This window comes from Limosilactobacillus equigenerosi DSM 18793 = JCM 14505 (assembly GCF_001311375.1).
Lineage (GTDB): Bacteria > Bacillota > Bacilli > Lactobacillales > Lactobacillaceae > Limosilactobacillus > Limosilactobacillus equigenerosi.
This window is the reverse complement of the sequence record NZ_BBAS01000038.1, coordinates 1-535: the sequence shown is the minus strand read 5'-3', so window position 1 is coordinate 535 and position 535 is coordinate 1. Positions and strand designations below refer to the sequence as shown.

The following is a 535-nucleotide window of genomic DNA, read 5'->3' as shown; positions in this document are numbered from 1 at the left end:
TGTATCCATATGAAATTCGTTTTAATACCTTTACCTTATTCATTTTTCCTTCAATCGGGCCATTGCTTATCCCTATCACGAAACTAGAAAGGATTTCTCTTTCATGTTTTCTAAGAGTTCGTTGAACTCTTTTAAATCCTTTTGGTAGTTCGCAATAATTTGTTTGTAGTAGCTTGTGTAGTAAAACTTCGTTTTTGGTATGCATTGCAGTTAGTAATGTTTGGTAATAATCATAGGCTTCTTCTAATTCGTCCGACATATCTAAAAGACGATCAACTATTTCTGAATCGCTTAATAAACTATGGCGGAAATTAGCTCGAGGATAGAAATTGGTTGAGTTTAAGTTAGCAGAATCTTTGAGTAATAATTTCCAAAATTTCTTTAGTGCTCGATATTCTCGAGATTTACTTCCATATTGCTTCATTACCTTAATTCTGATCAGATTCAACTCCCGGTAGGCCTGAGTAACAACGTGGAAAGGATCAGCGATAATTATCGCTTCTGGGAAAATATCATGGATAAGCTTACGATAAGG

At 34.6% G+C, this 535-nt stretch carries 1 protein-coding gene; it reads right to left on the bottom strand.

The window, feature by feature from the left end; genetic code table 11:
* Positions 1-535: transposase (locus JCM14505_RS08520; RefSeq protein ID WP_162200510.1), on the bottom strand; the 535-nt coding region annotated here is incomplete at both ends.